Raw genomic sequence first — 25,269 nt, forward strand, 5'->3', positions numbered from 1 at the left:
GGTCGTGATCAGGGAGCGGCGGCCGCGCGTGCGCCCTTGGCCATCAACTGCGCATAGGCCTCGGTCAGCGCGGTGGCGAAGCGTGGCTCGGCCGGCAGGTCGGTGCCGAACACCGCCTCGACACCGAGCAGGGCCCGGATGCGGGCGGCGGGCTCCGCGCCAGCGGCATCGAGCTGCGCGCGCAGCCCGGCGGCCATGGGATCGCGCACATCGATGGGACTGCCTGCCTCATCGGTGCCACCGACATAGCGGGCCCAGGCCGCCACCGCGAGGCAGAGGGCAGGGCTGTCCAGCCCTTGTGCCAGCCGCTCGCGCAGCGTGCCCAGCAGGCGCTGCGGCAACTTCTGCGAACCGTCCATGGCGATCTGCCAGGTGCGGTGGCGGATGGCCGGGTTGCGGAAGCGCGCCAGCAGGGCATCGGTGTAGGCGTGCAGATCCTGGCCGGGCGGCGGCGGCACCATCGGCCGCACTTCGTCCCAGAAGCGCTGGAGGTAGCCGGCGAAAGCATCGTCGTTCACCGCATCGCCAATGGTTTCGTACCCGGCAAGATAGCCGAGATAGGCCAGCGCCGAATGCGAGCCGTTCAGCAGCCGCAGCTTCATGTGCTCGAAGGGCGCGACATCCGAGGCGAACTGTGCCCCGGCCTTTTCCCACTCCGGGCGGAGGCCACCGACAAAATCATCCTCGATCACCCACTGGCGAAAGGACTCGTGCCCCACCGGCGCGGCGTCGGCGAAGCCGGACAGCCGCTCGGCGGCGACCAGATCGGCATCGGTCAGGGCAGGCACGATGCGGTCCACCATGGTGCAGGGAAAGGCGCCCTCGGCGCCGATCCAGGCGGACAGCGCCGGGTCCAGCGCATCGGCGAACTCGCCCACCAGCCCGGCGACCAGCCGGCCATTGTGCGGCAGGTTGTCGCAGCACAGCACGGTGAAGGGCGCGTGCCCTGCCGCACGGCGGGCCGCCAGCCCGGCCACGAGGAACCCGATGGCGGTGCGCGGCGCCGCGAGGTTCGTCAGATCATGCGAGATATCCGGGTGGTCCAGGCGCAGCCGGCCCGTGGCGGGGTCATGGCAATAGCCTTTTTCCGTAACCGTCAGGCTGACGATGCGCGTGCGCGGATTGGCCAGTCGTGCCACCAGCGCTCCTCGCTCTTCCGGCGCCACCATGACGCCCAGCAGGCAGCCGACGATGCGGCACTGCTCGCCATCCGGACCGCGCTCAATGGCGGTGTAGAGGCCGTCCTGTGGCGCCAGCCTGTCGCGCTGGTCAGGGCGTTGCAGCGACACGCCGAGAATCCCCCAATCGCCTCCATCGGCGTTCAGAACATCCTCCGTGTAGAGGGCAAGATGCGCGCGGGCGAAGGCGCCGAGGCCGAGATGCACAATGGAGGGGCGCAGCGCCGCACGGTTGTAGCACGGCATGGCGACACCTTCCGGGTGGCGGCTGAGGAGTGCTTCGGGGTGGAGGCGTGGTGCTGTGATCATCCCGGACTTCCTGCCTGCGGCGAACCGAGTGGCGCTTCTTGCCATACTAGTAATCTTTGCGCTCCGCCGAGGTCAAGGCGGCGAGGTGCTTGTGTATGGTAGTATGCAATGCTTTAAGGGCAGCCGTGCCGCATGACAGGAGCGTAATGCCGTGGCCTCCCTGCAGGCCCTGGAGGGCTTCACCCGTCTCAACCTCGCCGGCCCTGTCGGTCTTAACATCGCGCATTTCCTGCGCGATGCGATCATCCGCAATCAGCTTTGCCCAGGGCAAAGCCTGCCGGAGGCCGAGGTCTCGCAGGTCATGGGTGTCAGCCGCCAGCCGGTGCGCGACGCATTGATCCGCTTGTCCGAAGCAGGGCTCCTGCGCATCCTGCCGCAGCGCGGCACCCTGGTCACGCGGATTTCCGTCTCGGGCGTTCGCTCCGGGCACTTTGTCCGTCAGGCCGTGGAGTGCGCGGTGATCCGCCGCGCCGCGACCGAAGCCGGCGACGCGGCGATCGCACGAATAGGCCGCATGGTGGATGCACAGGAGGAGGCGCTGGCCGCCGCCGACCATGGACGCTTCTTCATGCTCGACAACGAGATGCACGAGGCCTTTGCCGCCGCCATCGGACTGCACGATGCCTGGACGGCACTGTCGGCCGTGAAGCTGCAGATGGACCGGGTCCGCTACCTCAGCCTGCCTGAGACGACGCCGGGCCCGCTGCTGATCCGCCAGCACCGTGCCATCCTGGCGGCCCTCGTCGCTCGTCACGCCGATGCTGCGGAAGCCGCCATGATCGATCACCTGTCAGAGGTGCATGCCTCCCTGCCGCAACTGGTGGGGCGGTTCCCGGACCACTTCGACAAGGGCGATTGATCCGGGTGCCGGTGTTCAGAAGGTGATCACCACCTTGAGGTTCCTGGTGCGGTCCTGCGCGGCGGCGAAGGCCTGGCTGGCCGTGTCCATCGTGTAGGTGCCGGTCAGCAGCGGCCGGACGTCGATCAGCCGCTTCTCCAAACAGGCCACGGCATCGCCGAACACCTCGCCGAAGCGGAAGGCGCCGCGCAGGTCGATCTCCCGCGCCATGATGCGGTTGGCCATCACCGGCGTTTCGCCGCCGGGCAGAGAGCCCACTTGCACCACGATGCCGCCCGCGCGCACGGCCAGCAGCCCGGCATTCAGCGCCGGCGAAGCGCCCGAGGCCTCAAACACCACGTCAAAGCCACCGATCCGCCTGGAAGCCTCCAGCAGTGCCTCCGTGCCACCCGACACGTTGAAGCTTTCATCGGCGCCCATGTTGCGGGCGGCCTGCAAGGGCTGGTTGATCATGTCCGTGATGGCCAGGTGCGCCGCACCGCCGCGCCGGGCTGCCAGCATCACCAGCTGCCCGATCGGCCCGGCGCCAGTCACCAGCACCTTGCGGCCCATCAGGTTGCCGCCCCGCAGAGCCGCGTGCAGCGCCACCGAGAGCGGCTCGGCGAAGGCCATTTCCTCGAAGGGCAACTCGCCCGAAACGGCGAAGCACTGGCTTTCCGCGACTGTGGTGAACTCGGCGAAGCCGCCATGCATGTGCGGGAACTTGCTGGCACTGCCCATGAAGAACACGTTCTCGCACAGGTTCGGCCGGCCTTCGCGGCAGCGTGGACAGGTTCCGCAGTTTCGCGCCGGGTTGACGCAGACGCGCTGCCCCGGGCGAAGCCGGGTGACGCCGGTGCCGATTTCCGTGACTTCGCCAGCGAATTCATGGCCCGGCACCAGCGGCTCGCGGATCACGAAATCGCCGACCCGGCCATGGAAGAAGTAGTGTAGGTCCGAACCGCAGATGCCGCCGGCGCGGACCCGCACCCGCACTTCGTGCGCGGCAAGCGGAGCCTCGGGGCGCTCCTCGATCCGCAGATCCTTGGCTGAATGGAGGACACAGGCGCGCATCACGCATTCTCTCCCGTTGGGTTGACATTCTACCATGGTAGAATGCACGTTCCGCCGCCAAGAAGGAACCCCGGGGCGACCGGCGGCCAGACGAGGAACACGTTCGCCCTTCGGCGCTCCCCTGGCTTCCACCCTCCCGTGCTTCCCCGGACCACGGGAGTAACGAAAATGTGGAAAAAGCGACGCCACCTGGTGATCTTCCTGCTCTTCCTGGCGGGCATCATCAACTACATGGACCGTAGCGCGCTCTCGATCGCCGCGCCGGCCGTGGCCGCCGACCTGCAGCTGACACCGTCCGAGCTCGGGCTCATCTTCAGCAGCTTCTTCTTCGGCTATGCCATCTTCAACTTCATCGGCGGGTACATGTCGGACCGCGCCGGGCCGCACCGCATCTTCTCGCTTTCCATGGCGGTGTGGTCGGCCTTTTGCGCACTGACGGGGATGGCAACCGGGTTCATCTCGATGTTGCTGGTGCGCATCGGCTTCGGCGTTGGGGAAGGGCCGTTCTCCGCCACCGCGAACAAGGTGGTCAGCAACTGGTTCCCGCGCCGTGAGGCGGGCTCGGCCATCGGCGTCGCCAATGCCGGCACGCCGCTGGGTGGTGCCATTGCGGGGCCGCTGGTGGGCTACTGCGTGGTGAATTTCGGCTGGCGGGTGTCGTTCTTCGTGGTCGCGGCCATCGGCTTCGTTTGGCTGCTCTTTTGGCTCTGGCTGGCCAGCAGCGACCCGCAGACCGATGGGCGCGTCACGCCAGCGGAGCGCTCGGATATCGCCGCTGACCGTCCCGCCCCCGTGGCCGGCGCCGGGCACGGCGCGGGCCTGGGCACCTACCTGAAGAACCCGGTGGTGCTGGCCACTGCCTTCGCCTTCTTCGGCTACAACTACATCCTGTTCTTCTTTCTAACCTGGTTCCCCTCCTACCTGATCCAGGCACGCGGCTTGTCGATGCACGACATGAGCCTGGTCACCGTGATCCCGTGGATCCTGGGCTGCATCGGCCTGCTCGGCAGCGGCTTCACCACCGACCTGATCTACCGCCGCACCGGGGATGCCCTGTTCTCGCGCAAGATCGTGCTGACCACCTGCCTGGGCATTGCCGCGGTAGCCATCATCCTGGCCGGCTTCATGACCACCGCCACCAGTGCCGTTGCCCTTGTCGCCATCACCGTCTTCGCCCTCTACATGACAGGCGCCATCTACTGGGCCATCGTGCAGGACGTGGTGCCTGCGCGGCATGTGGGTGGCGTTGGCGGCTTCGTGCACGGGCTGGCCAACACCGCGGGCATTATCGGCCCAGCGGTCACCGGCTTCATGGTGCAGGCCAGCGGCTCCTTCACCAGCGCCTTCATGCTGGCTGGCGGCATCGCCGTGCTGGGGGTGGTGGCCGTGACCCTTTTCGTGCGAGCCCCACGTGGAGCCGCTGCCGCCAGCCACGGCTGAAGGTCAGGGGCGGCTGCGCGCCGCCTCATCCGGCCCGCGCACCGGAAGACTGCACCAGGTCGCGCCACATGGGTCGTTCCCGTTCGGCGCGCGCGGCCGCCTCTTCCGGCGAGCTGGACAGCACGGTGGCGCCACTCTCCAGGACCCTGCGGGCAAAGGCAGGGTCCGCTGCAACCTGCCGCATTGCCGTATTCAGCCGCTCCACCACCGGGCGCGGCGTGGCGGCCGGGGCGATAAAGGTGCCCCAGACGGTGACCACGAAATCCGGCAGCCCGGCCTCGGCCATGGTCGGCACCTCCGGCAGGGTCGGCCAGCGCTGCGCGCTGGTGACGGCCAGGGCGCGCATCTGCCCGTCCCGGATCAGCGGCACGTAGGAAGCGAGGTTATCGATGGTGAAATCGACATCGCCTGCCAGCAATGCAGGAATGGTCTGCGCCGCGCCGCGATAGGGCACATGCGTTGCCTCGATGCCGGTGCGGCCGAACAGCAGCGCGCCGGACAGATGGGTGGTCTGGCCGATGCCGGTGGAGCCGTAGGTCGGCCCGCCCGGCTTGGTCCGTGCCCAGGCAATGAAATCCTGCAGTGTCGTGGCTTTGGACCGCGCGGCCGGCACCACGGCGACGTTCGGCATTTCATAGGTCATGCCTAGCATCGCCAGATCGCGCACCGGATCGAAAGGCATGCTCTCGAACAGGAAGGGGTTGATGGCCAGCCCACTGACATTGGCGACGCCGATCGTGTAGCCATCCGGCGCCGCCTTGGCCACAGCGTCGGCGCCGATGTTGCCGCTGGCGCCTGGCTTGTTCTCGATCACCACCGGCTGGCCAAGCAGTGCACCCATGCGCTCCGCGTAGAGCCGGGTCACAACGTCGGTGGAGCCGCCAGGCGGATAGGGCACGACCAGCCGGATTGTCCGCTCGGGCCAGCCGCCTTGTGCCAGGGCGACACTCGGCCGGGCAAGAGGCCAGGCGGTGGCTAGCGCGGCGCTGCCGATCAGGCTGCGGCGTCTGATCATCTTGAACACTCCCTTGTGGCGACTCCTTTTCCGGGGCCGCTTGATCTGGGGGCGCCGCGGGGCGCCCGACGCCATCATGCGCCCAAGCCTGCAAAAAGGGCCAGGGAGTCGCCAGCGCTCAGCGCGAAAGGGCCGCCATCAGCATGGCATGATGGGCGGCTCGCATTGCCTCGGGCGCGGGGGCGTCCTGTTCGCCCAGCATCATCTGCCATACCGGCAGCATCAACACCGGTGCCAGCACCACCTCGGCATAGCCGGGTGCGTCGGGCAGGTCCGGCCGGAACTCGCCCGATGCCGCGCCCTCGGCCAGCAGGCGCCGCACGATGCCCAGGCTGCGCGACAACACCTCCTCGCGATAGAAAGCCGCCAACTCAGGGACATTGGCTGCCTCGGTGATCAGCAGGCGGAACAGGGTGCGGTCGCGCGGGTCGTTGCCGGCCTTGTCGTAGCCAAGGTCAACCAGTGTCCGCAGCACCTCGCGCGCCGAACCGGGATGGGCCGCGAAGCTCCGCTCCGCCGCTTCGAAGGTCGGGCGGGTGCAAGCGCGCACGGTGGCCTGGAACAGCTCGGTCTTTGATGGAAAATAGTGATATATCAGTCCCTTGGCGATTCCGGCCCGACGGGCGACCTCGGCCATGCGTGCGCCCGCATAGCCCCGTGCGGCAAACTCCTCCAGCGCCGCATCAAGGATCTGCGGCGTCCGTTCTTCAACCGGCAGCCGCCGGCGTTGCGGGCGCGAAGGCAGGGATGAAGTGTCATCTCGCGAGGACATGAAGTGGATCCGTTTCAGCAGGCTTGACCTCGGGGCCGTTGCGGTTCAGTAAGGCTTCTATTGACCATACGGTCAACAAGAAAGCCACGGCCGCCTGCCCGAGAAGCCGGGCACCGACGCGCCGCCGCCGGGAACTCAGTGTCATGCCGGACCAGCACGCGGAGATTCGCCCCGCGCCCCCCGAACTCCTGCCGCCGCGCCGCCGCCGCTGGCCGTGGGCCCTGGCGGCCGCGCTGGTGCTGGCCGGGACGGGCGTTGTTTTGTTGCGGCCGCTGCCACCCCTGGCCCCTTCTCCCTCGGCAGAGAACGGCATCGCCGCCCCGCCGCCGGCGCTGACCGTCGCCCTTGTCCCGGTCCGCCCGCGCGATCTGTCGCGCGTCATCATCGGCGATGGATCGGTGGTGGCGTGGCAGGAGCTGGTGATCGGCGCCGAGGCCGCCGGACTGCGCGTGGCGGCCGTCCCGGTGGAGGAAGGCGATCGAGTGCGCCAGGGTCAGCTTCTGGTGGCGCTGGAGGACAAGCTTCCGGCCGCGCAGTCTGCCCAGGCGGATGCCGCGCTGGCCGAGGCCGAGGCAGCGCTGGACATCGCCCGGCTCGATCTGCGGCGCTCGGTGGAGCTGTCCCGTTCCGGCAATGTGGCGCGCGAGGTGCTGGAGCAGCGCCAATCCCTGGTGCGCCAGGGCGAGGCCAGGCTTCTCGCCGCCCGCGCGCGGCAAGGGGAAGCGGCGGCGCGGCTGGCGCAGACCCGCATCCTGGCACCTCATGACGGCATCGTTTCCCGGCGCTCCGTGCTGCCCGGCGCCGTGGTGCAGCCGGGGCAGGAATTGGTGCGGCTGATCCGCGACGGCCGGCTAGAGCTGGATGCACGCGTGCCGGAATTGGATCTCGCCTTTCTGGCGCCTGGTCAGGCGGTGCGCGTTCTGCATGGGGAGCAGTCCATCATGGCCCAGATCCGCGCCCTTTCGCCGGTTGTTTCCGGCGACACGCGGCTCGGTATCGCGCATGTCGCTTTGCCGGACCAGTCCGGCCTTCGTCCCGGCATGTTCGCCCGCGCCGAATTTCAGTCGGGGCGGGAACCGGTGCTGTCGGTTCCGCAGGAGGCGGTGGTCTACCGCAACGGCGAGGCGACCGCATTCGTGTTGCCGGACGGCGCCGATGCCGTGGAGCAACGCATCGTGGCGACCGGCACCCGGCGCGACGGCGTGGTGGCGGTGACGCGGGGATTGGCGGAAGGCGAGCGTGTGGTGGTGGCCGGGGCGGGGTTTCTCGCCGATGGCGATCGCGTTCGCGTCGCGCCGCCGCGGTGAAGGGCAAGACCGCCATGCAGCACAGCGCCATCTCGCAGGGCAACATTTCCGCCTGGGCGATCCACAACCCGATCCCGACCTTTGTTCTTTTTCTGCTGCTGACATTGGCCGGCATTGTCGCCTTTCCACTGCTTCGCATCAACAACACGCCCGATATCGACCTGCCCGCCGTGGTGGTGACGGTGGCGCAGCCCGGCGCCGCCCCTTCTGAGCTCGAAACCGAAGTCACGCGCCGGGTGGAGGATGCGGTTTCCGGCCTCGGCGATGTCAAGCACATGACCTCCATCGTGCAGGACGGCGCCTCCACCACCGTGATCGAGTTCAACCTCGGCAAGGATGTGGACCGCGCCACCAACGATGTGCGCGACAAGATCTCGCAGATCCGCGCCGATCTGCCGGCATCCATCCGTGATCCTGTTGTTAGCCGGGTCGAGATCACCGGGGGCGCCATTCTGACCTACACGGTCAGCAATCCCGCCATGAGCACGGAACAGCTTTCCTGGTTCGTCACCGACACGGTGGCGAAGTCGTTGCTGGCCGTCCCTGGCGTTGCCGAGGTCAACCGCGTCGGCGGCGTGGAGCGGGAGATCCGCGTGGCGCTCCGGCCCGACAGGTTGCTGGCGCTCGGCATCACCGCGGCGCAGGTGAACGAGCAGCTGCGCAGCGCCAACATCAACCTGCCCGCCGGGCGTGGCACGCTGGGCGCCAGCGAGCAGAGCATCCGCACCCTGGGGTCGGCGCTCACGGTGGAGGCGCTGCGATCCCGGCCCATCATCCTGCCTGGCGGCCGCACCGCGCGGCTCGCTGAGATCGCCGAGGTCACGGACGGCACGGCCGAGATCCGCACCGCCGCGCGCCTGGATGGTGAGCTGGTGGTGGCGTTCGAGGTGATGCGGACGCGTGGCTCCTCCGAGATGGGCGTGGCGGAACAGGTGGCGAAGCGCGTCGCCGCGTTGCAGGCAGCGCACCCGGGCAGCGAGATCCGCCTGGTCACGTCCACCGTCGCCTTTGTGGAAGCCGGCTACCATGGCGCGCTGGAAGCGCTGCTGGTCGGCATGGGGCTTGCCATGGTTGTGGTCTGGCTGTTCCTGCGCGACTGGCGGGCCACGGCCATCGCCTCGGTCGCCATGCCTCTCTCTCTGGTTCCGACCTTCTTTCTGCTGCACTGGCTCGGCTACTCGTTGAACAACGTGACGCTGCTCGGGCTGACGCTCGTGGTGGGCGTGCTGGTCGATGATGCCATCGTGGAGATCGAGAACATCGTTCGCCACATGCGCGCCAACCCGGAAGGCGGTGCCTTCCGCGCGGCGCTGGATGCCTCGGCTGAGATCGGCCTGGCTGTGATGGCCACCACCGGCGCAATCCTGGCGGTGTTCATCCCCGTGGCCTTCATGCCCGGCATTCCGGGCCAGTTCTTCCGGCAGTTTGGCCTGACGGTCGCGGCGGCCGTGTTCTTCTCCCTGGTGGTGGCACGGCTGCTGACACCGTTGATGGGCGCCTACCTGCTGAAGCCCTCGGCCCGTGCGCACCAGGACGAGGTCGGGCAGGGAGCCGTGGGTCGGCGCTACCTGTCATTGCTCGGCTGGTGCCTCTCGCATCGCTGGATCACCCTGGGAGCGGCCACCGGATTCTTCGCCCTGTCGATCGCCCTCGTGCCGCTGATTCCAACCGACTTCGTTCCCGCCGCCGACCGTGGCCGCTCCGCCGCCGCGCTGGAGCTGGAGCCTGGTGCAACCCTGGCCGACGCGGAGGTCGCCGTGCAGCGTGCCACGGCCATTCTGAAGGCCCGGCCGGAGGTGGTGTCGGTCTTCGCCTCGCTGGGCACGGCAAGCCTGGTGGGTGGTCCCGGCATGGGCAGCTCCACGGCGCAGGGTGACCCGCGCAACGCCAACCTCATCATCACACTGCGCCCCCGTGGGGAGCGTGCGCTGACGCAGCAGCAATTCGAGGCCGAGATGCGGCCACGGCTGGAAAGCATTCCAGGGCTGCGCGTGCGCTTCGGCGCCGATGGCATGAGCGGCTCCAAGGCCGAGATCACGCTCGTCGGCGAGGATGCGGAGGTGCTGGCGCGTACGGCGCGTGAGCTGGAGCAGCAGATGCGCGGCTTGCCGGGCCTGTCCGGCGCACGCTCCACCGCCAGCCTGCAGCGCCCGGAATTGCAGATCGATCCGCTGGAAGATCGGGCGGCGGAGCTTGGCGTCTCGGTTGCTGCGATCGGCCAGACGGCGCGCATTGCCACCATTGGCGACATTGATCAGAACCTGGCGCGATTCAACTTGCCGGACCGGCAGATCCCCATCCGCGTGATGCTGGACGAAGCTTCACGTGACGACCTGTCCACGCTGCAGATGCTGCGCGTCGCCGGCCGGGCCGACATGGCGGTGCCGCTCAGCAGCGTGGCGATCATCCGCCACGGTGCCGGCCCGGCCCAGATCGACCGCCTCGACCGCACCCGCAAGGCCACGGTGCAGGCGGAGCTGGAAGGTATGCCGCTGGGCCAGGCCACCGCCATGGTGGCGCAGTTGCCGGTGATGCGGAACCTGCCTGATGGCGTTCGCGAGCAGCAGGTGGGGGATGTGGAGGTGATGGCCGAGCTGTTCAGCGGCTTCGTGCTCGCGCTCGGCTCCGGCATCCTGCTGATCTACCTGGTGCTGGTGCTGCTGTTCGGCGGCTTCCTGCAGCCGCTCACCATCATGTCGGCGCTGCCGCTCTCGCTGGGCGGGGCCTTGGTGGCGCTGATGCTGGCGCAGGGCTCGCTCAGCGTTTCGGCGGTGATCGGCGTGCTGATGCTGATGGGCATTGTCGCCAAGAACTCCATCCTGCTGGTGGAATATGCCATCGAGGCGCGCCAGGCTGGCCATTCGCGCACCGATGCGCTGTTCGAGGCCGCCCGCAAGCGTGCCCGGCCGATCGTGATGACCACCATCGCCATGACCGCGGGCATGGCCCACATCGCCGCCGGCATCGGTGCCGATGCCGAGTTCCGTTCCCCCATGGCCCTGGTGGTGATCGGCGGGCTGATCACCTCGACCCTGCTCAGCCTTGTTGTTGTGCCCGTGGTCTACACGGTGGTGGATGATTTCGGCCGCTGGGCGATGCGGCTGCTGCGGGGGCGCAAGACAAGGGCGGCGTAGGAACTCATGCGGCGCGGGATCACCGGGAAACTGAAGGGATGCGGGCAAGCAGTGCTTCCCGCTTCTTGCCCCGCCGCCCCCGCAATCCAATCTGCGTCGCATGGACGCCATCACCGAAACAATGCCGCGTTTCCGCTTCGACAACAGCTATGTGCGCCTTCCCGGGCGCTTTTATGCGCGGCTCGACCCGACACCGGTGGCCGCGCCGAAGCTGATCCGGGTGAACCATGCGCTGGCGGAGGAGCTTGGCCTCGATTCCGCTGCGCTGGAAACGCCCGCGGGCGTGGCCGTGCTGGCCGGCAATGCGGTGCCGGAAGGCGCGGAGCCATTGGCCCAGGCCTACTCCGGGCACCAGTTCGGCGGCTTCTCCCCGCTGCTGGGGGATGGCCGCGCAATCCTGCTGGGCGAGGTGGTGGGCCGTGACGGCGCGCGTCGCGACATCCAGCTGAAGGGCTCCGGCCCCACCCCGTTCTCCCGCCGCGGAGACGGCCGCGCCGCGCTGGGGCCGGTGCTGCGCGAATACATCGTCAGCGAGGCCATGACGGCTCTCGGCATCCCCAGCACGCGCGCCCTGGCCGCGGTCACCACGGGCGAGACGGTGCTGCGCGAACGCGCGTTGCCCGGCGGCGTGTTCACCCGCGTGGCCGCCAGCCACCTGCGTGTGGGCACCTTCCAGTTCTTCGCCGCGCGGCGGGATGAGGAAGGGCTGCGCACCTTGCTCGACTACGCCATCGCGCGCCACGATCCGGCCGCGGCCCAGTCGGAGGACCCGGCGCTGGCCTTCTACTCCGGCGTGGTTCGGCGGCAGGCGGCGCTGGTGGCGCAATGGCTGCTGGTGGGCTTCGTGCATGGCGTAATGAACACCGACAACACCAGCATTTCCGGCGAGACCATTGATTTCGGCCCTTGCGCCTTCATGGAAGCCTTTGACCCAGCCACGGTGTTCAGCTCCATCGACCATGGCGGTCGTTACGCCTACGGCAACCAGCCCGGTATCATGCAGTGGAACCTGGCCCGGCTGGCAGAATGCCTGTTGCCGCTGCTCTCCCTCGACGAGGAGGCGGCGGTGGACAAGGCGCAACAGGGGCTGGCCGGCTTCGCCCCCGCTTTCGAAGCCGCCTACCATACCGGGCTGCGGCGCAAGATCGGCCTCGCCACCGCCCAAGAGGGCGACATGGCGCTGATCCAGGACCTGCTCGGCCGTATGGCTGCCGAGAGAGCGGATTTCACCCTGACCTTTCGCCGGCTCGGCACTGAGGCCGGGCCGCGTACCCTGTTCCGCGACCCGTCGGCCTTCGATGGCTGGGCCGAATCGTGGCGGGCACGGCTGGCTCGCGAGGGCGTCACGCCGGACCAGCGGCGCGACGCGTTGAACGCCGTGAATCCGGCCTTCATCCCCCGCAACCACAAGGTGGAGGCCGCCATCGCCGCCGCCGTGGAGCGGGAGGATTTCGCACCGTTCCACGAGATGGTCGATCTGCTGGCAACCCCTTTCACTGACAAGCCCGGTTTCAACTCCCATGCCGAGCCGGCCCCGCCTGGGGAGGAAATCCGCCAGACCTTCTGCGGCACCTGAGGGGTGTCGCATGGACGGGAGGGGACGCGCCTCCCTCAACGCCATTGGGAGGAGGATGTCCTTTCCATGAGTTTTCAGCGCAGCTACCGGTGGTCGCCGCCCTAGCCTTTGGGGAGGGGATGGGGATGGGGAGCGGCGGCCCCTTCCGAACCACGTTTGGCCGATATGGCCCTGGCGCCCTTGCCGGCCTAAGCTTTGAGCGGCGTGGTCATCTCCGCGCCGCGATCCACGCCGGAGCCGCCATGCCATCCACTCATCTCCGCCCCTTCAGCACGAAACGCCACGCATGAGGATCTGCGTCATCGGCGCCGGAATTGCCGGGCTCGCCGCTGCCTGGCACCTCGCGGCGGACGGGCATGAGGTGATCGTGCTGGACCGTGAGGCCGGACCGGGCCTGGGCACCAGCCGCGCCAATGGTGGCCAGCTCTCCTATTCCTATGTGGCACCGCTGGCCGCCCCTGGCGTGCCGCGGAAGGGGCTGGAATATCTGTTCGACGCCGAGGCTCCGCTGCGACTGCGGCCGCAGATGGATCCGCGCCTGTGGCGCTGGCTGCTCGGCTTCCTCCGCGCCGCCCGCCCTGCCAATTTCGCGGCTGGCACGCGGGCGATGCTGCGCCTTGCCTATCACAGCCGGGACGTGCTGGCGGACATGATGGACGAGGCGCCGCTGGCATTCGGTCATCGGCAGAATGGCAAGTTGGTGGTGTTCCGCGACGAGGCGGGCTTGGCCTCGGCGGCCGAGGTGGTGGCATTGCAGGCGCGCGAAGGTGCCAGGCAGCAGGTGCTGGACGCGAAGCAGTGCCTGGCTCTGGAACCGGCCCTCTCCGCCATTGGCGCCGAGTTGGCAGGGGGCGTCTACACGCCGGATGAATCGGTGGGCGATTCCCATATGTTCTGCCTGGCGCTGCGCGACGCGCTGATGCGCCGCAACAACGTCCAGTTCCTGTTCAACCACGAGGTCACCGGTCTCCGCATGGCGGCTGGCGAGATCGTCGCAGCCGAAACGCCGCAGGGGGCGGTGGAGGCGGATCTGTTCGTGCTGTCCTCCGGCATCGGCGCCATGCATCTGGCGGAAGGGCTCGGGCTGCGCCTGCCGCTCTACCCGCTGAAGGGCTACAGCCTGACCCTTCCGGTGCGGGAAGCGGACCGGCCGCCCGAGATCAGCATCACCGATGCTCACCACAAAACCGTCTATGCGTTGCTGGAGCGCGCCACGCCGGCTCAGGAGGGCCGGCTGCGCGTGGCCGGCATGGTGGACATGGTGGGCTTCGGCACCGATCTGGCCGAGGGCCGTGTGGCGCTGCTGCGGCGCCAGGCCTTGGAAGCCTTCCCGGCAGGCGGCGACTGGTCCCGCGCCGATGCCTGGGCCGGGCTGCGCCCCGCCACCCCGGACTGGAAGCCGATCCTGGGCGAGAGTGGCATTGGCCGCCTCTGGCTGCATCTCGGCCATGGCGGACTCGGCTTCACCATTGGCTGCGGCACGGCGCATCTGCTCGCGGCAATGATCGCGGGGCGGGACACCGCCATCCCGACGGCTCCCTACCTGCTGCCGCGCCAGGGCTGAGGCGAGCAGGCTACTCCGCCGCCTCCAGGAACGCGTCCTCCTCGGCTTCCAGGGCGGCGGCTGCGGCGGGTTCCAGCCCGAAACGCAGTGCCACATCCGGCGCGTAGCGCAGCAGGTCCGGTCGTAGCCGGATTAGCGCCAGGTCCTTCACCTTGGCTTCCAGCATCACGTCGAATTCCAACCCCTCGGCGATGCGCATGAAGGTGATGAACTCAAACGGATTGCAGAAATCGGCGTGGCCCGTGTTCACTGGCGCCACGCGCACGGTCTTCGGCTTGCCGGTGGCCTTGTCCTTGCGCTTCAACTCCCGCATCTCGGTGCGCGGGGAGGAGAAATGCACCTTCGGTCGCTGCCCTTCAGGCCAGGAGCGCAGCACACGCTCCAGCGCGTCGCGCATCTCCAGCCCATCCGGGTTCAGGCACCAGAAATGCTGGTGGTCGAAGATCAGCCGCACACCTGTCTGCTCGTGGATCCACAGGATATCGGAAACGGAGAAGCGCAGATCGTCATGCTCCAGCACCAGCCGGCGCTTCACGGCCTCCGGCATCCGGGTGTTCCAGGTGTCCACCCAGCGCGCATTGGCGGCTTCCCGGTCGCCATAGGTGCCGCCAACATGGATCACCATCACCGCTTCCGGCCCCATCTCCATCCGGTCCAGCATCTCGGCCTGGGACACAAGGTCCCAGATGCTCTTCTCCACCAGCGCCGGGTCAGGGCTGTTCAGCACCACGTACTGAGAGGGGTGGAAAGAGAGGCGGATGCCGAGTTGCCGGGCCTTGGCGCCGAAGGCGCGCAGCTCCGCATCACTGTCGCGCACCATGGAATGGAATTGCGGCATGTCCGGATGGGTAGCGTAGGGGGCAAGGTCGGAGGACATCCGGTACATGCGGATATCGTGCTTGTTCAAGTAGTCCAGCGCCCGGTCCATGTATTCGAGCGAAACCTTGAGGTGCGGGTTCTGCTGCCAGCGCCGCGTGTCGTTGCTCTTGATGTCGTCCACCCCCATCAGCTTGACGGGAAAGCCGAGGCGCAGCGGGGGGGAAGGGGTCGGGATCATTGGCTGCTCCTCAGGAAGCGGGCAGGGCTGGTGGCCCTCCCGGAGCAAGGAAAAGACCGCTCCGCGCCGGACGGTTGCGCCAGGCGTTCACAAGCCGTCCCGTGCGACCTAGGCTGGGCGGAGGCCGGGCCATGCAGGATGCTCGGCGGAGCGAAACGCAGGACCCGCCCGATGCCCGATGACACCACCCCCTGGCACCTCCAGCCGCCCGCCTTTGCCGAGATCGAGGCCGCGACGGTGCGCATCGACGGCGTGCTGGTCAAGACACCGCTGCTGGAAAGCGAGCGCGTCAACAACCGGCTGGGCGGGCGGCTGCTGCTGAAGGCCGAGGGGCTGCAGCGCACCGGTAGCTTCAAGGCGCGAGGCGCCTGGAACTTCCTGTCGCAGATGGAGCCGGAAGCGCGGTCGCGTGGGGTGATCGGCTTCTCCTCCGGCAACCACGCACAGGCGGTGGCCTGGGCCGCATCGCGCCACGGCGCGCCCGCCGTGCTGGTGATGCCCAGGGACGCGCCGCAGACCAAGATCGAGCGCACCCGTGGCTGGGGCGCCGAGGTGGTGCTGTATGACCGCCGCACCGAGGATCGAGAGGCGATCGGGCGCGACATCGCCGCCGCCCGCGGCCTGATGCTGGTGCCTCCTTTCGAGCATCGCTGGATCGCCGGCGGTGCCGGCACGGTGGGGTTGGAGATGCTGCTCCAGGCGGAGGCGATTGGCGCGAAGCTGGATGCGCTGCTGGTGAACTGCTCGGGCGGCGGACTGGCGGCGGGCTGTGCCATCGCCGCCCATGCCGTCTCGCCGGAAACGGAGGTCTGGGCTGTGGAGCCGGCCGCCTATGACGACATGGCGCGCAGCCTCGCCAGCGGGAAGCGTGAAAGCAATGAGGGGGCCGCACCCTCCATCTGCGACGCCCTGCTGGCGCCGAGCCCGGGCGAGATGACCTTTGCCGTGGCCCGCACCCGTTTGCGCGGCGCGCTTGGCGTCACCGATGCTGAGGCCATGGCCGCGATGCGGCTGGCGTTCGAGGAGTTCCGGGTGGTGGTGGAGCCGGGCGGCGCGGCGGCGCTGGCGGCGGTGTTGGCCGGGCGCATCGAGGCCAAAGGCCGGACGCTCGCCGTGCTCGCCTCTGGCGCCAATGTGGATGCCTCGCTTTTTGCGCAGGCACTGGCGTGAAGACCGTCGCCATCGGTGGTCTCGGCGCGATCGGGCTGGAACTGGCGCGGGCGCTGGATCGTGGCGTGGAAGGTTTCCGGCTGATCGCCGTGGCTTCGCGTGACACAGAAAAGGCACGGGCGGCGGTGGCGGGCTTCCGCGCTCCGCCACGCGTGGTGCCGGTGGAAGCTTTGGCCGAGGCGGAGATCGTTATCGAGGCCGCCCCCGCCGCTGCCTTCGCCGCCATTGCCCGGCCGGCCATCGCTGCTGGCCGCGTGCTGCTGGCCTGCTCGGGCGGTGCGCTGATGCGGCAGATGGAGCTGGTCGAGGAAGCCGAGGCCAGTGGCGCACGCATCATCGTGCCGACCGGTGCGCTGGTGGGGCTGGATGCGGTGCGGGCGGCAGCGTACGGACGCGTGGACAGCGTGGTGATCGAAACCCGCAAGCCACCGCGCGGCCTGGCCGGCGCGCCCTATCTGGAGCGCAACGGCATCAGTCTGGACGGCCTTGCCGAGGCGAAGCTGGTTTTCCAGGGCAACGCGCTGGAGGCCGCCGAAGGTTTTCCTGCCAACGTCAATGTGGCCGCGGCCCTGGCCATGGCGGGCATTGGGCCGCAGCGCACGGAGGTACGGCTCTGGGCGGACCCTGCCGCAGAGCGCAACATCCACACCATCCGTGTCGAGGCGGAAGCGGCCCGCTTCAGCATGACCATCGAGGGGATGCCGAGCCCGGATAATCCGCGCACCGGCCGGATGACGCCGCTTTCCGTGCTGGCCTGCCTGCGGGGCCTGACCGAGACGCTGAAGATCGGCAGCTAAACGAAGGGGCCCGGGCACCCCGACTGTCCTCGCAGAGCGTGTTCTTGCCTGCAGCGCAGGAAAGGCCCGGGGCTTGGGCGCGCGGTGGGTGCCATCGGGAAAACAAGGCCGCCCAGCCGCTTGCTGCCCTCTTGCATTCCAAAGAAAATCCGCAGAATAGTATAATATAACGTAACGGATTGCATCATGCGTATTGCCAGCATCCTTGGCGTGGCCGTCCTCCTGGCCGCCGCGTCGAGCCAAGCCCAGACCCCTCAGGCCAACCGCGCGGTGGTGACAGATCACGCCCGAAACAGTGTCGCGGTGGTCGATCTGCTGACCGGCGAGGTGATGCAGCGCTTTGAAACCGGCTCCCCGGGCGGGCTGCGGCGGGGCGTGGCCCGAGGCGAGGTTTCCCTGGCGCAGGGCGAGGCGGGACGCGTCGATGTGGTTGATCTCGGCATCGCGCTGGAAGATCATGGCGATCATGCGGACCTGAAGCTTTCCGGGCCGCGCCTCGTCGCCAAAGTAGCCGAAGGGCCGAAGCCGTCGCATGTGCTGGCGGGTGACGGGCGGCTGGCCAGCTTCTTCGATGGCGACGGCTCGGTGGTGGTGACCGGAGCCGACAGTATCCGGCGGCTCAACGCCGGCACGGCGCATCACGGCCTGGCCTATCCGTTTCGCGGCTCCGCTGGCGCCATGCTGATGCTGAGCCACGCCGAAGCCAATGGCGCCCGGCCTGGCGGCGTGGTGGTGCTCGACGCGGAAGGCAAGCAGGTGGCCCGCCGCGACGATTGCCCGCGCCTGCATGGCGAGGCCATCTCCAACCGCGTCATCGCCGTGGGCTGCGCCGATGGCGTGCTGCTGCTCGACACGCGGAAGGGGGAATTCCGCAAGCTCGCCTATCCTGAAGGAACGGCGTTGGACCGCATGGTGCGGACCCTCATCGGTGGCAGCGACTTCCATCTTTTCGCCGCCGATTTCGGACCGGATGCGGTAACGGTGCTGGACCCCGACGCCGGCCGCTTCGCCGTGGTCGAACTGCCGGCGCGGCGGGTCGCCTACACGCTCGACCCCGGCCGCTCCCAGACGATGTTCGTGCTGACCGAAGATGGCAGCCTGCACCGTATCGACACGCTGAAGGCGGAGATCGCCGCCACCGTGAAGCTGGTGGAGCCCTATTCCATGGATGGCGGCTGGGCACTGGCGCGGCCCCGACTCTCGGCCGCGGGCGGCTTGGTGGCCGTGACCGATCCTGCGCAAGGGCGTCTGCTGGTGCTCGATGCGGCGACGCTGGCGGTGCAGCGCGAGGTCGCCATGGGCGGCGCGCCCTTCAATGTCATGGCCGTCGCCGGATCGGGCGAGCAGCATTAACGCCGCTGGCCGCCGCTGCCTCGTCCGTTGCGAACGAGCATGGTGGCGGCCAGAGGGCGGCCCCTCAGAGTGCCGCGGCGTCGAAACCGTCGGGCACCCGCCCGGAACCTCGCGCCAGGGCATACGGGCCGCGGGAAAGGAAGCGGCCAGAGCCCGGCGCCGCCAGCACTTCTCCTTCCTGCACGGCAATCTCGCCGCGCCGGATGGTGATGCTAGGCCAGCCCTTCACCGGCAGACCTTCCCAGGGCGTGTAGTCAATGGCGTGGTGCAGCCGCTCCTGCGCAATCGTGGTTTCGCGGTCCGGGTCCCACAGCACGAGGTCGGCATCGCCGCCCGGCGCCAGCGTGCCCTTGCGCCCCGCCAGCCCGAACAGCTTCGCGGCATTGGCCGAGGAAAGCTTCACAAAGGTCGGTAGGTCGATCCGTCCCTTGGACACCCCTTCCGAGAACAGCACGGGCAGCCGCGTCTCAATGCCCGGCACGCCATTGGGGATGGCGTTGAAGGCCGGCATGCCGTCCGGCCGCTGTGCCGCCGCCCCTGTGCCATAGGCGCTGCTGCCCGCTGCCTTCTTCGCGGTGGCGAAGGAAAAGCCGCAATGGTCGGAGGTGACCACATCCAGCGTGCCGTCCTGGATCCGGCGCCAGATGCGCGCATGTTCCGACCGTTCGCGCAGCGCGGGCGAGCACACGGCCTTGGCGCCGGTAAAATCCGCGCCCTGCAGGTCGTCATGCGACAGGGTGAAGTATTGCGGGCAGGTCTCACCCCACACCTTCACACCGCGGGCACGCGCAGCGGCGATCTCGGCGGCGGCGTCCTCGCAGGAAACGTGGAAAACCTGAATCGGCTGGTCCACCAACTCGGCCAAGGCGATGGCGCGGTGCGTCGCCTCGCGCTCCACCACCGGGGGACGGGACCAGGCGTGTTGCAGCGGGTCGGTCAGGCCGGCCTTGAGCAATGCCTCGATCCGCCAGCCGATGGCGTCGAAGTTCTCGCAGTGCACGGTGACGAAGGCGCCAAGGCGGCGCGCCGTGGCCAGCACGCGCAGGAACTCGCCATCGGTGAGCCGCAGCGGGTCATAGGTCAGGAACACCTTCAGGCTGCGGATGCCGCGTTGCACCAGGGCGGGCACCTCCTTCTCCATCACCTCCGCCGTCGGATCGGTAATGATCTGATGGAAGGAATAGTCGGCACGCGACCGTTTCGCCTGTTCCTCATAGCCGGGCGCGCTGTCGGCGAGGGAGTACCCCTTCCACTGCGGCAGAAAGCAGATGAAGGAGGTGGTGCCGCCCGCCAGCGCGGCGGCCGAGCCGCTGCTGAAGCTTTCCTCCTGCACGGTGCCGTCCTGGCCGATCTCCTCGATATGGCAGTGCGAGTCGAGCCCGCCCGGGGTGACGATCAGGCCCTTGGCCGAGACCTCTTCCGCCCCGCGGGACAGGTTGCGCCCCAGCGCGGCGATGACGCCGTCCTTGATGCCGATATCGGCCTCGAAAACCTCGGCCGCGCTGGCCAGCGTGCCGCCGCGCACCACCAGATCGAAATCGCCCATCGCGCCATCCTTCCGCATACTGCGTCGCATCTCGACACGGCGCGACGCTGACCGCAAGCTGCCCGGCATGACCCAGCCCATCGCCATTCCGGGCGGAAGCGCCCCACGCCATCGCGGCTTCGTCCAACGTCCCGATGCCCGCATCTACTACGAGGAGATGGGGAAGGGCCCGCCCCTGGTCTTCGGTCACGGGCTGGGCGGCAACCATCTTTCCTGGTGGCAACAGATCGGGCATTTCGCCGCGACGCATCGCTGCGTGACCTTCAGCCATCGCGGCTTTTTTCCTTCCGAAGTGGATGGCGCGCCGGATCCGGGTGCCTACGCCGATGACCTGGCGGCGCTGCTCGACGCGCTGCAGATCGATGCTCCGGTCTTCATCGGGCAATCCATGGGCGGCTGGACCGGCGTGAACTTTGCGCGTCGCTTTCCGGACCGGCTGCGGGGGCTGGTGCTGTCGGCGACCTCCGGCCCCATCGAGCCCGATAGCGCGGGTCCAGACGCTGTTGCCGCCCGGTCGGCATGGAAGCGCTTCTCCGCTGCGGCCAGGGCAACCGGAGGTCCGCGCGGTGTGCATCCTGCGGCGGGGGCACGGATGGCGGATGAGCAGCCGGCGCTGCATCTGCTCTACCGCAACATCGATGAGCTGAGCGCGGGATTGGACAAGGAAGCGCTGCGGGCGCGCCTGTTTGCAGGACGTACCGTGCCCGCGACGGAGTTGTCGGACATCGGCACGCCGACGCTGTGGATCACGGGGGGCGAGGACATCGTCTTCGCCGCACCTGTCGCGCCGTATCTGGCGGCGCTGATGCCGCGGGCGCGGCATGTGGAAATTCCGAATGCGGGGCACTCGCCCTACTTCGAGCAGGCCGAAGCCTTCAACCAGGCATTGGAGCGTTTTCTGGCTGAGGTGGATTGAGAGGGCTGTGCCCTCTCGAACCTTTCCGGCAGGGAACACGATCCACTGCGCTCGCCGTCAGACAGGCATTGCGCTGGGTCTTTCTTGACCGCACCCGCTCCCTGAGCGCGCTCACTCCCAGCTCAGCGCGCCACCATTCTGGTACTCGATCACGCGCGTTTCGAAGAAGTTCTTCTCCTTCTTCAGGTCCATCACCTCGGACATCCAGGGGAACGGGTTCTCCGTTTCCGGGAACAGCGGCTGCAGCCCGAGCTGCGTGCAGCGGCGGTTGGTGATGAAGTGCATGTACTGCTCGCACAGCGCCGCGTTCAGCCCAAGGAAGCCGCGCGGCATGGTGTCGCGGCCATAGGCCACTTCCAGCTCGCAGGCTTCCTTGAGCATGGTGCGGATCTCGGCGGTGAACTCGGCGGTCCAGATCCGCGGGTTCTCGGCACGGATCTGGTTGATCACGTCGATGCCGAAGTTCAGGTGGATGCTCTCGTCGCGCAGGATGTACTGGTACTGCTCGGCGATGCCCACCATCTTGCCGCGCCGTCCGAGCGAGAGGATCTGCGCGAAGCCGGTGTAGAACCACATTCCCTCGAACACGACGTAGAAGGCGACGAGGTCGCGCACAAAAGCCTGATCGGCCTCCAGCGAGCCGGTCTGGAAGTCGGGGTTCGAAAGGTTCTGCGTGTAGCGCAGCGCCCACTCGGCCTTGCCGGTGATGGACGGCACCTCGCGGTACATGTTGAACAGCTCGCCCTCGTCCAGGCCGAGGCTTTCCACGATGTACTGGAAGGTGTGGGTATGCACTGCCTCCTCGAAGGCCTGGCGCAGCAGGTACTGGCGGCACTCAGGGTTGGTCAGGTGGCGGTAGATGGCCAGCACGATGTTGTTGGCGACCAGGGATTCGCTGGTGGCGAAGAAACCCAGGTTGCGCTTGATCGAGCGCCGCTCCTCCTCCGTCAACCCGTCCCGCGACTTCCACAGAGCGATGTCGGCCTGCATGGAGATCTCGGTCGGCATCCAGTGGTTGTTGCAGGCCGCGAGGTACTTCTCCCACGCCCAGCGATACTTCATGGGCAGGAGCTGGTTCACGTCGGCGCGGCAATTGATCATCGCCTTGTCATCAACCGAGATGCGCGCCGCGCCGTGGTCGATCTGCCCCAGCCCGGTGCCATCCGCCGTGCCTCCGTCCTGCGGAGGCGTCGCGACCGACAGCTTGTTCTCGTTCCAGTCGAGCATTGTTATCTCCGTCGTCGCGCGAGTTACTGGCAGGCTTCGCAGGTCGGATCGTCGAGCGAGCAGACCTGCGGCACGGGCACGGCGGCCACCGGCTCCGGCGCGACCTTCACCGCATTCAGCTTGCCGTCCGAGGTCTTCAGCGTGGACTTCTCCACATGCGTCGCGCTCTGGGTGCGCAGGTAGTAGGTTGTCTTGAGACCACGCTTCCAGGCCAGCCGGTACAGGTTGTCCAGCTTCCGCCCGTTGGGGTTGGCCAGGTACAGGTTCAGCGACTGCGCCTGGTCGATCCATTTCTGCCGCCGCGCCGCCGCCTCGATCAGCCAGCCCGTCTCGATCTCGAAGGAGGTCGCGTAAAGCGCCTTCAGGTCGTCGGGCACGCGGTCGATAGCGCCGAGGCTGCCGTCGAAATACTTCAGGTCGCTGACCATCACGCTGTCCCACAGCCCGCGCGCCTTGAGATCGCGCACCAGGTAGGGGTTCACCACCGTGAAGTCGCCCGACATGTTGGCCTTCACGTAGAGGTTGCGGAAGGTCGGCTCGATCGACTGGGTGGCGCCCACGATGTTGGAGATCGTGGCGGTCGGCGCGATCGCCATCACGTTGGAATTGCGCATGCCCACGGTCTTCACGCGCTCGCGCAGGCCGGACCAGTCGAGCGTTGCCGAACGATCGAGCTCCAGCACGCCACCGCGTGCTTCCGCGACATACTCGATGCTGTCGATCGGCAGCACGCCCTGGCTCCAGAGCGAGCCGGGAAAGGAAGCATAGGCGCCGCGCTCGGCGGCGAGGTCGCAGGACGCGGCGATGGCGTGGTAGCTGATCACCTCCATGCTCTCATCGGCGAAGCGTACAGCCTCATCGGAGGCGAAGGGGATGCGAAGCTCGTGCAGCGCGTCCTGGAAGCCCATCAGTCCCATGCCGATCGGCCGGTGCTTCAGGTTGGAGCGCCGTGCCTGCGGGATGGTGTAGAAGTTGACGTCGATGACGTTGTCCAGCATCCGCATGGCGGTGCGGATGGTCCGCTCCAGCCGCTCGCGATCCAGGCCCTTCTCGCCCACGTGGCGGCCAAGATTGATCGAGCCGAGGTTGCAGACAGCAACCTCGCTGTCCGAGGTGTTCAGCGTGATCTCGGTGCAAAGGTTGGAAGAGTGCACCACACCGGCATGGCGCTGCGGCGAGCGCAGGTTGCACGGGTCCTTAAAGGTCATCCAGGGATGGCCTGTCTCGAACAGCATGGTCAGCATGCGGCGCCACAGATCCACGGCGCGCACAGTCTTGTGCACGCGGATCTCGCCGGCCCGCGCGCGCTCTTCGTAGCGCAGGTAGGCGGCCTCGAACTCCAGCCCGTAGAGGTCGTGCAGGTCCGGCACATCGTTGGGCGAGAACAGCGTCCAGTCGCCATTCGCCTCCACACGCTGCATGAACAGATCCGGCACCCAGTTGGCCGTGTTCATGTCGTGCGTGCGGCGACGCTCATCCCCGGTGTTCTTGCGCAGGTCGAGGAATTCCTCGATGTCGATGTGCCAGGTTTCCAGATAGGCGCAGACCGCACCCTTACGCTTGCCGCCCTGGTTGACCGCAATGGCAGTGTCGTTCGCCACCTTCAGGAACGGCACAACGCCCTGGCTCTGCCCATTGGTGCCCTTGATGTGCGCGCCAAGGCCGCGCACGCGGGTCCAGCTGTTGCCGATGCCGCCCGAGAACTTGGACAGCATGGCGTTGTCCTGAATGGCGCCGAAGATGCCGTGCAGATCGTCGGGCACGCTGGTCAGGAAGCAGGAGGAAAGCTGCGAGTGCCGCGTGCCACTGTTGAACAGCGTCGGCGTTGAGCACATGAAGTCGAAGGAGGAGATGAGCTCGTAGAACTCGATCGCGCGCTCTTCGCGGTCAATCTCGTTCAGCGCCAGGCCCATGGCGATGCGCATGAACAGCGCCTGCGGCATCTCGTATCGCACGCCGTCCTGCTGCAGCAGGTAGCGGTCATACAGCGTCTGGAAGCCGAGATACTGGAACTGCAGGTCGCGCTCGGGCTTCAACGCGGCGGCAAGGCGGGTCAGGTCGAATTGCGCCAGCTCGGGGTTGAGCATCTCGGCCTCGATGCCCTTGGCGATGAAGGCCGCGAAGTAGTCCGGGTAGCGAGCGGCCATTTCGGCCTGCGTCACCGCCTGGGAAAGCTTGCCGCCCTCAACGTGGGCCAGCGCCTCGCGGCGCAGCTCGGCCAGCAGAAGGCGGGCGGAAACCTGGCTGTAATTCGGCTCCTGCTCGATCAGCGTGCGGGCGGCCAGGATGGGGGCCTGGGCCAGCTCCTGGATGCTGATGCCGTCGTACAGGTTGCGCCTGGTCTCCGCCAGGATCGGCTCGGGCGAAACATCGGAGATACCTTCGCAGGCATCCTGCACCACCTGGGCGAGGGCGGCGCGGTCCAGCGGCCGCAGCAGGCCGTCGGCATCGCGCATCTGCAGCAGCGGTTCAGCCGGGGCTGAGGCGTGTTGGGCGCGTTCCTTGGCGCGCTCCTCGCGATACAACACGTAGGCACGGGCAGCCTTGTGGTGGCCGCCGCGCATCAGCGCCAACTCGGCCTGATCCTGGATGTCCTCGATGTGCAGCGTCACGCTGTGGCCGGAATTGCGCGTGAGTCCGGCCACCACCTGCCGCGTCAGCTCGGCCGCGACCTCGTGAACGCGCTGCGACGCTGCGGCCGAGGTGCCCTCCACGGCGAGAAAGGCCTTGGTCAGGGCGGTGGTGATCTTGCCGGCGTCGAAGGAGGTGGGGTGACCATCGCGACGGATGACCTGGATCTGCCTCTGCTCAACCATTCCCATCGTCGTCTCCTGGGCGTCGCGCCGCTCGGCGCTCTTCTGGATGGCATTCATCGACGGGGGCTCCGGCTCGGTTGGGCGACGCGGCGGGCGACGAATCGCTTGCCGTGACGGAGGGCACCTTGGCGGTCTCCCATCGGGAGGGTCAATATATGGGGTCGAAAAAAGCGGGGGATA

General features: G+C 68.0%; 18 protein-coding genes. 10 read left to right on the forward strand and 8 right to left on the reverse strand.

Going from position 1 to position 25,269, the window contains the following annotated elements; translation table 11 throughout:
• Positions 1 to 8: 8 nt before the first annotated feature.
• On the reverse strand, positions 9 to 1,487 hold the full coding sequence (locus ACFOD4_RS01280) for a mannitol dehydrogenase family protein (protein WP_379592792.1): 1,479 nt from the start codon (positions 1,485 to 1,487) through the stop codon (positions 9 to 11).
• A gap of 151 nt (positions 1,488 to 1,638) precedes the next feature.
• Between ACFOD4_RS01280 and ACFOD4_RS01285 the strand changes: the two genes are divergently transcribed.
• Positions 1,639 to 2,346, forward strand: a complete 708-nt coding sequence (locus tag ACFOD4_RS01285; RefSeq protein WP_379592794.1) for a GntR family transcriptional regulator — start codon at positions 1,639 to 1,641, stop codon at positions 2,344 to 2,346.
• Positions 2,347 to 2,361: 15 nt separating this feature from the next.
• Here the strand turns inward: ACFOD4_RS01285 and ACFOD4_RS01290 are convergent, their stop codons facing one another.
• The gene (locus tag ACFOD4_RS01290; protein ID WP_379592796.1) at positions 2,362 to 3,399 is read right to left on the reverse strand and encodes an L-idonate 5-dehydrogenase; all 1,038 of its coding nucleotides are present in this window, start codon (positions 3,397 to 3,399) and stop codon (positions 2,362 to 2,364) included.
• A gap of 168 nt (positions 3,400 to 3,567) precedes the next feature.
• On the opposite strand from ACFOD4_RS01290, the gene ACFOD4_RS01295 reads away from it, so the two are divergent.
• Positions 3,568 to 4,839, forward strand: coding sequence for an MFS transporter (locus ACFOD4_RS01295; protein WP_379592798.1), 1,272 nt, complete (start codon positions 3,568 to 3,570; stop codon positions 4,837 to 4,839).
• Positions 4,840 to 4,864: 25 nt separating this feature from the next.
• Here the strand turns inward: ACFOD4_RS01295 and ACFOD4_RS01300 are convergent, their stop codons facing one another.
• On the reverse strand, positions 4,865 to 5,854 hold the full coding sequence (locus ACFOD4_RS01300) for a Bug family tripartite tricarboxylate transporter substrate binding protein (protein WP_379592800.1): 990 nt from the start codon (positions 5,852 to 5,854) through the stop codon (positions 4,865 to 4,867).
• Between the two features lie 118 nt (positions 5,855 to 5,972).
• Positions 5,973 to 6,626 carry a TetR/AcrR family transcriptional regulator gene (locus ACFOD4_RS01305; RefSeq protein WP_379592802.1) on the reverse strand — a complete coding sequence of 218 codons (654 nt, stop codon included), beginning with the start codon at positions 6,624 to 6,626 and terminating at the stop codon, positions 5,973 to 5,975.
• A gap of 143 nt (positions 6,627 to 6,769) precedes the next feature.
• Between ACFOD4_RS01305 and ACFOD4_RS01310 the strand changes: the two genes are divergently transcribed.
• The 4 genes from ACFOD4_RS01310 to ACFOD4_RS01325 all read left to right on the forward strand — a co-directional run bounded on the left by ACFOD4_RS01310 (position 6,770) and on the right by ACFOD4_RS01325 (position 14,207).
• Positions 6,770 to 7,933 carry an efflux RND transporter periplasmic adaptor subunit gene (locus ACFOD4_RS01310; protein WP_379592804.1) on the forward strand — a complete coding sequence of 388 codons (1,164 nt, stop codon included), beginning with the start codon at positions 6,770 to 6,772 and terminating at the stop codon, positions 7,931 to 7,933.
• A 14-nt stretch (positions 7,934 to 7,947) separates the two neighbouring features.
• Positions 7,948 to 11,067, forward strand: coding sequence for an efflux RND transporter permease subunit (locus ACFOD4_RS01315; protein WP_379592806.1), 3,120 nt, complete (start codon positions 7,948 to 7,950; stop codon positions 11,065 to 11,067).
• A gap of 121 nt (positions 11,068 to 11,188) precedes the next feature.
• Positions 11,189 to 12,643, forward strand: coding sequence for a protein adenylyltransferase SelO (locus ACFOD4_RS01320; protein ID WP_456316859.1), 1,455 nt, complete (start codon positions 11,189 to 11,191; stop codon positions 12,641 to 12,643).
• A gap of 286 nt (positions 12,644 to 12,929) precedes the next feature.
• Positions 12,930 to 14,207: a D-amino acid dehydrogenase gene (locus ACFOD4_RS01325; protein ID WP_379592810.1), complete on the forward strand. Its 1,278-nt coding sequence runs from the start codon at positions 12,930 to 12,932 to the stop codon at positions 14,205 to 14,207.
• Positions 14,208 to 14,217: 10 nt separating this feature from the next.
• Here ACFOD4_RS01325 and uvsE read toward each other — a convergent pair whose 3' ends face one another.
• Complete coding sequence (uvsE, locus tag ACFOD4_RS01330) at positions 14,218 to 15,264, reverse strand: UV DNA damage repair endonuclease UvsE (RefSeq protein WP_379592812.1); 1,047 nt, start codon at positions 15,262 to 15,264, stop codon at positions 14,218 to 14,220.
• A 171-nt stretch (positions 15,265 to 15,435) separates the two neighbouring features.
• Between uvsE and ACFOD4_RS01335 the strand changes: the two genes are divergently transcribed.
• The 3 genes from ACFOD4_RS01335 to ACFOD4_RS01345 all read left to right on the forward strand — a co-directional run bounded on the left by ACFOD4_RS01335 (position 15,436) and on the right by ACFOD4_RS01345 (position 18,584).
• A complete protein-coding gene (locus tag ACFOD4_RS01335) occupies positions 15,436 to 16,434 on the forward strand; it encodes a threonine ammonia-lyase (protein WP_379592815.1) in 999 nt (332 codons plus the stop codon).
• On the forward strand, positions 16,431 to 17,231 hold the full coding sequence (locus ACFOD4_RS01340) for an aspartate dehydrogenase (protein ID WP_379592817.1): 801 nt from the start codon (positions 16,431 to 16,433) through the stop codon (positions 17,229 to 17,231). Before ACFOD4_RS01335 ends, ACFOD4_RS01340 begins: the two co-directional genes overlap by 4 nt.
• Positions 17,232 to 17,417: 186 nt before the next feature.
• Positions 17,418 to 18,584, forward strand: a complete 1,167-nt coding sequence (locus ACFOD4_RS01345; RefSeq protein ID WP_379592819.1) for a hypothetical protein — start codon at positions 17,418 to 17,420, stop codon at positions 18,582 to 18,584.
• A 64-nt stretch (positions 18,585 to 18,648) separates the two neighbouring features.
• On the opposite strand, the gene hydA is transcribed toward ACFOD4_RS01345, so the two are convergent.
• Positions 18,649 to 20,130, reverse strand: coding sequence for a dihydropyrimidinase (gene hydA, locus ACFOD4_RS01350; protein WP_379592821.1), 1,482 nt, complete (start codon positions 20,128 to 20,130; stop codon positions 18,649 to 18,651).
• A 67-nt stretch (positions 20,131 to 20,197) separates the two neighbouring features.
• Between hydA and ACFOD4_RS01355 the strand changes: the two genes are divergently transcribed.
• Positions 20,198 to 21,046 carry an alpha/beta fold hydrolase gene (locus tag ACFOD4_RS01355; RefSeq protein WP_379592823.1) on the forward strand — a complete coding sequence of 283 codons (849 nt, stop codon included), beginning with the start codon at positions 20,198 to 20,200 and terminating at the stop codon, positions 21,044 to 21,046.
• 111 nt (positions 21,047 to 21,157) lie between these two features.
• Here the strand turns inward: ACFOD4_RS01355 and ACFOD4_RS01360 are convergent, their stop codons facing one another.
• Positions 21,158 to 22,273, reverse strand: coding sequence for a ribonucleotide-diphosphate reductase subunit beta (locus ACFOD4_RS01360; protein WP_379592825.1), 1,116 nt, complete (start codon positions 22,271 to 22,273; stop codon positions 21,158 to 21,160).
• A 23-nt stretch (positions 22,274 to 22,296) separates the two neighbouring features.
• Positions 22,297 to 25,146, reverse strand: coding sequence for a ribonucleoside-diphosphate reductase subunit alpha (locus ACFOD4_RS01365; RefSeq protein WP_379592827.1), 2,850 nt, complete (start codon positions 25,144 to 25,146; stop codon positions 22,297 to 22,299).
• Positions 25,147 to 25,269: the final 123 nt, after the last annotated feature.

Origin of the sequence: Teichococcus globiformis (assembly GCF_042646265.1) — a bacterium.
Classification (GTDB): domain Bacteria; phylum Pseudomonadota; class Alphaproteobacteria; order Acetobacterales; family Acetobacteraceae; genus Pseudoroseomonas; species Pseudoroseomonas globiformis.